The sequence below is a fragment of the Fulvivirga aurantia genome (genome assembly GCF_009711475.1).
Classification (GTDB): domain Bacteria; phylum Bacteroidota; class Bacteroidia; order Cytophagales; family Cyclobacteriaceae; genus Fulvivirga; species Fulvivirga aurantia.
Window position 1 is genome coordinate 1 of sequence record NZ_SMMD01000755.1, and the last position, 7,340, is coordinate 7,340.

Annotated in this window: 10 protein-coding genes; all 10 read right to left on the reverse strand. The window is 37.5% G+C overall.

Features of this window, described 5'->3' with window-relative positions:
• Positions 1-942, reverse strand: a 942-nt coding sequence (locus E1176_RS09175; RefSeq protein ID WP_155210312.1) for a Gfo/Idh/MocA family protein, incomplete at its 3' end; no start/stop codon positions are given.
• Positions 943-971: 29 nt separating this feature from the next.
• The gene (locus E1176_RS09180) at positions 972-1,730 is read right to left on the reverse strand and encodes a type 1 glutamine amidotransferase domain-containing protein (RefSeq protein ID WP_155210313.1); all 759 of its coding nucleotides are present in this window, start codon (positions 1,728-1,730) and stop codon (positions 972-974) included.
• A 114-nt stretch (positions 1,731-1,844) separates the two neighbouring features.
• The gene (locus tag E1176_RS09185; protein WP_155210314.1) at positions 1,845-2,834 is read right to left on the reverse strand and encodes a DNA topoisomerase IB; all 990 of its coding nucleotides are present in this window, start codon (positions 2,832-2,834) and stop codon (positions 1,845-1,847) included.
• Between the two features lie 44 nt (positions 2,835-2,878).
• Complete coding sequence (locus E1176_RS21480; RefSeq protein WP_155210315.1) at positions 2,879-3,673, reverse strand: J domain-containing protein; 795 nt, start codon at positions 3,671-3,673, stop codon at positions 2,879-2,881.
• 19 nt (positions 3,674-3,692) lie between these two features.
• A complete protein-coding gene (locus tag E1176_RS09195) occupies positions 3,693-4,160 on the reverse strand; it encodes a GNAT family N-acetyltransferase (protein WP_155210316.1) in 468 nt (155 codons plus the stop codon).
• On the reverse strand, positions 4,160-5,254 hold the full coding sequence (locus tag E1176_RS09200) for an L-dopachrome tautomerase-related protein (protein ID WP_155210317.1): 1,095 nt from the start codon (positions 5,252-5,254) through the stop codon (positions 4,160-4,162). The genes E1176_RS09195 and E1176_RS09200 overlap by 1 nt, the downstream gene beginning before the upstream one ends.
• Positions 5,255-5,336: 82 nt before the next feature.
• Entirely contained in the window at positions 5,337-5,837 is a 501-nt protein-coding gene (locus tag E1176_RS09205; RefSeq protein ID WP_155210318.1) for a hypothetical protein, read from the reverse strand.
• The gene (locus E1176_RS09210) at positions 5,827-6,435 is read right to left on the reverse strand and encodes a hypothetical protein (protein ID WP_155210319.1); all 609 of its coding nucleotides are present in this window, start codon (positions 6,433-6,435) and stop codon (positions 5,827-5,829) included. The genes E1176_RS09205 and E1176_RS09210 overlap by 11 nt, the downstream gene beginning before the upstream one ends.
• A complete protein-coding gene (locus tag E1176_RS09215; RefSeq protein ID WP_246205984.1) occupies positions 6,425-7,021 on the reverse strand; it encodes a sigma-70 family RNA polymerase sigma factor in 597 nt (198 codons plus the stop codon). The genes E1176_RS09210 and E1176_RS09215 overlap by 11 nt, the downstream gene beginning before the upstream one ends.
• On the reverse strand, positions 7,018-7,340 hold a 323-nt coding region (locus E1176_RS09220; protein WP_155210320.1), incomplete at its 5' end, for a VOC family protein. The genes E1176_RS09215 and E1176_RS09220, both read right to left, overlap by 4 nt.

Sequence of the window (7,340 nt, forward strand, 5' to 3'; positions counted from 1 at the left end):
ATTCTGAATATCGGAGACCAAGGTTGCAAAGTTTTCAATCATTTGCACTGCCTGGCTTTTTGGGTAAGGCACTGAATTTCTTTCAAACTCATTGGGTGTCGCCATACCCTCTCTTTTAGTATAACCAATATCATAAGACGGTCCTTCTTCAAAGGCAAAACCTTTGTCCCAGTCTAATACATAATCATCCATGGTTATAAGGCCTCTTTCGCCTAAAATATTGATATCCATCACACAAACACCAGAGTTGAAGCCGGCATTCCATAAAGAAGATGTGCCATCGGTAAACTCTATTACACCTCCAGCTCTTGAAAATGCGTTAGTTTCTGCATCTCTTTCTGCAACTGTACTTATTTTCTTTATCTCCTTATCACCTGGCAGGTACTCGACCATAGCCCTCACATTATACCAGGCCATATCACCAATTACACCAGTAGGCTCCATTTCAGGATTATACCTGATGTTGTCCTTGTCTTCCATAGGAAAAAAGAATGATGTGTTGACTCCCTTTAAATTTCCTATCGATTCTTTCATTTTGCTAAGCACTTCTAAATGACGCGGATTGTGCACGAAATGTGTAGCATCCATAAACACTACATTATTTTCACGACACACATCTGTCATTTTTCTCACAGAATCATATCCGTTAAAAGGTTTGTCAGCCAATAAATGTAACCCTGCTTTTGCTGTAGCTACACCAATCTCTTCTTTTGCTGTAGTTGGCACACCCAGATAAACTGCATCAATGGTTCCGGACTGAATCATTTCATTCCAACTACCATAACTGTTGGTTACATTGTATTTACCTGCAAATTCATCAGCGGTTTCTTTTTTTCGACTAGCCACGGCACCAATCTCTGCATTTTCGGCTTCCAAAATTGCTTTAGCCACTACATTGGAGATCATACCTGTGCCTACAATACCTATTCTAAGTTTACTCATATACTTTCTATTGTAACTAGTAAGATCAATTACTTCGTCTGAAGCACTTCTACGATAGCTTTGCCCAAATCATGAGCAGAAGCAGGATTTTGACCTGTGATAAGTCTACCATCTACAGAAACTTTTGATTGCCAATTATCTGCTTTTGATATAATCGCTCCACGCTCTTCGAGTTTTGTTTCAAGTAAGAAAGGAACAACATCTTCTAACTCTACCGCTCTTTCTTCCTCATTGGTAAATGTGCTTACAGTTTTTCCATCTACAAGATATTTACCATTGCTAAGCTTGATATTTACCAAACCGGCAGGCCCGTGACAAACCGCACTTACTACCCCGTTCTTCTCATAAATCGTAGAGGCAATCTTGGCTAGTTTTTTATTGTTAGGAAAATCCCACATAGTACCGTGACCACCAGCAAAATGTATGGCTACATAATCATCTGGGTTTACTTCATTAGGTTTTTTTGTGTGGTTTAGCTTGATCTGATATTCTTTATCTAACCAAAACTTTCGGTTTATAGGATCTTCTACATCGAAGCCATCTACAGGAACACTGCCTCCTTCCGGACTCACAAATTCGATCTCATAACCAGCATCCATTAGCACAGCCCAAGGGTGAGCCACTTCGCTCAAATAATAGCCTGTCGGCTCGCCTGTGTCACCTTTTTCGCCATGACTGGTTACTACAAATAGTATTTTTTCTTTTTTCTGATCCTGGGCATATACATTTAGACTGTTAATAGTAAGTGCCAGTAATAATATTGTTAGAACTTTAGTTATTCTACTCATTTTCTTCACGTTTAAATGGTTATTAAATTTTAACTGCTACAAAGCTAGATTACAGACCTAAAGGCTAACAGGAGGTATATCACAATTATGATGTGATGTATATCACACACTTTGCTAGATGAGGTCTAAAATCAGTTGTTCGGAATCTTCAAGGTGCTCATCTGTATAACTTGCGGTGGTATTTACCCCATTGCTAACCACTGCCTCTAACACTGCCGGGTGAATGTAGTATTTACGACAAGTTGCCACGGTATTGCCTAGTGATTTGGCCACTTTTTTAATCAATGTTGGCTCAAGTGTGAGTCGTTTATTCTGACTCACTTCTTCTTTTGCCTTGTCGTAATATTCAATAGCGAGCTTTGTGCCGGCCCAGGTTCTAAAGTCCTTGGCTGTAAATGGCTTGCCGGATATGTTATTTATATATTCGTTGACGTCAGAGCTGTCTATAGAAGTCCATTTGGTGGACTCATCCTTATAGCGGAACACTTCGTATCCCGGCAAATCAGATATTTCTTTAATCAAAGAGACCAGGCGCTGATCTTCAATTTTTATTTCCCTATGCTTATTACTTTTGGCCTTATAATTAAATGTTATACTACTTTTAGTGGCATCTAAGTGCTTTCGTCTTAAGGTGGTAAGCCCATAGGTTTTATTCCTGTCTGTATAGTATTGATTACCGATTCGCAGGTAATGCTCATCTAACAGGTGTACGACCAGCGCACATACTTTTTTTCTACTCCAATCCTTATCTCTAAGGTCTTTTTCTACCTGCGCTCTTATTATCGGTAGGGTTGAACCAAATTTTTTGAGTCTTGCAAACTTAGTTTGTTGATTATAGGCCACCCACTCTGTATGGTAAATATATTGCTTGCGGCTTTTCATATCCTTACCAGTACTTTGAAGATGACCTGTTTCATCAGGACAAATCCACACTTCTTGCCAAATCGGAGGTATAACAAGGTCTTTTATACGCTGAATGATGACCTGGTCACTAATCTTTACCCCATCTTCATTTTTATATATAAAACCCCTACCCCATTTGTGTCGGGTAAACCCCGGATCTTCATCAGATACGTAAACTAGCTTGGGTTTTTCTATTTCCATGAAAATAAAAACAAGCCGTTTTTACTATTTGTTTGACTAAACGTCTAAAGGTTGTCAGAAAAATAGACGAGCATAAAAAGTTGAATGAGCGTAAGAAAGGACATCAATATGGCCATAGAAACTCTATTATCATCGTTACCTATAGATTTGAGATATAGAAAACCCATGAACAATACAAAAGGAATGAGATACATATAAATCTTATATATACCCATCGAATGGTTGTGAAGTTGTTTTTGACCCAATACTTCTAACTCTGCCTTTAATGGCTTTCCGAAAATTGGTGTCACAAATACTACCGCGTATCGCGAAACCATGAGCTCTACAACTTCGCCTTTCTCAAATTTCATGATATAATCACTAAACCTAATCTTATCGGCAATATGAGTTGAGCCCTGTCTAATTTCGTATATCGAGAGCACTTCTTGCCTTACCTCTGTCATCGGCAAATTGCTGTCTAATAACAGCATAATGTTGAAGCACACAATAAGCACTACAAAAATTTTATAGCGAGACAAAAACGTTGTGATTAGCTCCTTTTGGTAAAGCGCTTTCTCACGCGCCATCTGCCGGGCTCGTGCCTTTGCCTGATTTCTTTTTGATTCATATTCCCTTTCAAATGGGTTATAATCATACCTTACATTTTCATTATGTGGTTTTGGGCCAACTGAAATAAGAAAATTATAAGCCTCGGTAATTTCGATAAATCGCTCCTTAGCTAGTGGGTCCTTCGAAACATCAGGGTGATGTTTCTTGGAGAGGGTACGATACGCATTTTTGAGTTCTTGCTTAGTAGCACCAGGTGAGAGCCCCAGTCGGTTTAAATATTCGTTATGCATAAATAATCTATGTGCTCTGCTACTTCGCTATCCATTGTATTTTTACAGCAGAAAGCTCCTTTAATTCCAGTCGCTCTTCAGCAATTAATTTAAATCCGTTTTTTAGGTAGAATTTTACGGGTGGTTTGTATGGCAAACCACTTGCAGTAGAATAATTATCACGATCGACAACCCATCCATTCAACACTCGATTTTTGGTTTTTGCCATGTTCAGTAATTTGCTTCCCACCCCTCTACCTTGTATGTCAGACGCAAGAATCATAGAAAACCATCGCTCATCTTGCCTTATAAAATCAGAATACCACCCCTTAATTTTATCACCATCTATGACGATGACATGCCTATGGTTACTTAAGCTATTTAAATATTTATTGAATGAATTTAAGTCCGGGTGTCTTATACCTACAGGAAACCCATTGTTCCATAAGTCTATTATCGCATTTTTTTGATTGTCTGATAAATCTAATTTTTCAAGGAATTGATACATTATGGAAGCGACACCTTCAAAATCGGGAAGTTTAGGTCTGACACATCTCCACCTGCCAGGTGTATTTTAGAGTTTGTATAATATAATTCACCGTTATAGATACTAAATGTATCGGCCCAACTCACATCTTCGCCTTCTGTTAATGTTTTTATTTCACCATCAGGAGTGAGATAGTTGATTTTGTTATTTTCTAAATCCGCAAAGTATAAATTGCCTTTATCATCTAATATCATACCGTCTGGTGCGGCTGTCTTTTTTACCTCAATTACTTCTTTTTCAGGGTTATCTGATGAAATGAGTGCCTCTGTTGGTATAGCATATAATGTATAACCGCTAAGCGCGTGGTAATAGAGTTTGTCATTTTTTAAATCTAATGCGATACCATCACTATGCACTGTGTTCTCCCATTTCTTACCATCTACCACCAGATGATCAACCTCAGCAGCGGTTGAAGGATGGTCATCGAGCACCCTTTTACTCTCTCCCGTTGCTAAGTCCATTACAATAAGGCCCGACTCACCCGAATCTGTGAAATAAATCTTCCCGTTTTTGTCGTCAACCCTCAAATCATTGACATAAGAATTTTGTTTATAAGAGCCTTCTGTAAGCTTCAATACTTTATCTAACTTATTTGTACTGAGGTCTACAACAAAAACCCTTGGAGCATCCTTTACACCTTTAAACATGGGGTTTCTCGTATCGAGGATATACAATTTACCATCATGAGCCAATACCGATTGAACGCACATAAAAATACCATCCAAGTCCTCTGAATTAGGATTATAATTATTCATGCCAAGATTTGGGTAGGATTGATAACCTCCTTCTTCACTGTTGACCTCAACCACAGAATAAGGTACATTTTCTCTCCAGCGAGGAAAGTTGGCAAAAATACGTCCATTATCAGAAACTGTAACTCCCGTTACCTGGACACCATTAAATGATATCACCTCATTTTCAGCTTTTGTTTCTTCTGTTCTATTTAGTTCATCAGTGGCCTGATGCGTTTCAGATTCTTCTTTGGTAGAAGATTGACCACACGAGATTAATCCCAGAAATGCTAAAACCGATAAATACTTAATGTAGGCTTTCATAAATCATGTTGTTTTAAATGCTCTCCGAAAATAGCAAAAGCAAATTCAACTGTGAAGCTATCAAAACAAAATATGCAGACTTTTATAACCAGGGAATAAAGAAGAGCGCAAAAACACAGGCCAGATAAGTAATATGTAACTGCCAGTAATAATTTGCTATAAACAGGCCGGTAAGTAAAATTTTACTGTCCGTTATAGGAGAATACACTTGTCCCTTGACAGAATGTCCAGAAAATTTTACCTCGTTATTCTCTTCATCGGCAATTTTCCATTTTGTTGTCCATATATTAGTAAAACTCCAACTATAGGTTTTACCTTCCATTTCTACCTTTGCCTTTGGCCACCAACAGTTATATTTAATACGCCCTATAGTCAATCCACTTTCTATATCTATTATATCTGTTGATTGAACAAAACTGTTTTTAACACGAAACAGGATATTCTTTCCTCCAGATACACCTATTGCAGATTGACTCCATCTCTTTTCCTTTAGTTGACCAATCTTATTACCATTGGCAAACAGTTGGTAAACACAGCGAAATAGACCTTTTTTCCAGCTCAATACTATCATGTCATTCATCATTTTCTATATTTTTAACTTCTTTAAATGCTGCCGTTACATTCCGCAAATTAGTCTTGTAGAACCAGGCAATCGCTAACCACGCTACTGGCAAAATCAACACACAAGCTAATATGACTTCCCACAACTCACTCAAGTTTTGTGATAAGTCTTTACCGGCTAAAACCGATACTACCGGAATTAGAAAAAAGGGCATAATTACATACATTGCTATGCTAAACCTTTTATAAAACCTGAGCATTTTTTTCAAATCAGTGTAATGGTTAAGTGCTCCGATATAAGTGTCTTCCTGAATATTTATCAGGTTAGCCTTTCGTATAAGGAGTACAGCCATTATAACTGACACAAATAAAATAAGGAATGTACCACTCGCAGCCACTATATTGATTAGTGAGTTAAACTTGTTGAAGTTAATACCAATAAAAATCAAGGCTACTACAGTAATCACTGTCCCAATAGATTCGGCCATAACTATACGTCCTAGTCTCGAACTACTTTTCTCATGGGCCATCTTAATTATGAGTTTTTGAGTGAGCTTTTTTTGTTTGTCTAGCTCATCACTCATATCAGACCAAATATTTTTCATTTCCTCAAGTTCCATGGCTAACTTTATTTGTCATTTGAGTCTTTAATTTATTTCTAATTCTAGAGAGGCGGGTACCGATATTACTTACAGAAAGTCCAATAATCTGTGCTATCTCATCATGACTTCTTTTTTCTAAATACAGCAACACAATACCTTTATCTAATTCGTCAAGGGATTCTATATTTTTATAAAGCATCCTTATCCGCTCTTCAAGTAATGGATCTGTCACTTCTGCATAATTCAAAACCGCCTGATCGATTGGCACTTTAAATCCTTGCTTTTTTACCTTTCGAATGTTGGTAATAGCTGTATTCAATGCCACCCTATAAATCCAGGTGCTAATTTTAGATTCGTTTCTAAACCGATCAAAAGCTGTCCACAGCTGTGTTACGATTTCCTGATAAAGATCTTTTTGATCAATATCAGTTGTTGAGTAAACAGAAGTTATCTTGAAGATGATGCCTTCATTAGCCTTTATAAGTTCTGTGAATCTTTCAGTTTTACTCATTAAACCTCCGGTGATTTTCTTATTAGTCGCCTTAAAAGAAAAAAAATCACAGCAAGTGTGATTTTTTTTATCAAAGTTTATAAATCCTATCAATTGCTTCCATTATCACCATAACTGACCATCCACTGTATACCAAACTTATCGGTCAACATTCCAAAGTACGAACCCCAAAATGTGCTTTGCATAGGCATCACAATCTTTCCTCCTTTTGACAATTGTTCGAATTTTTGTTCAGCTTCTTCTTTACTGTCAGTGTCTATAGAAATAGAAAAATTATTGCCTTTTGTGAAGTTTGGGGCAAAAGATTTAGAAGTATCACTTCCCATGAGAATTGAACCGTTGCCAATGGGTAGTGAGATGTGCATGATTAGATTTTTCTCTTCTTCCGCGACCTGATAGTCGCCTTCGGGCA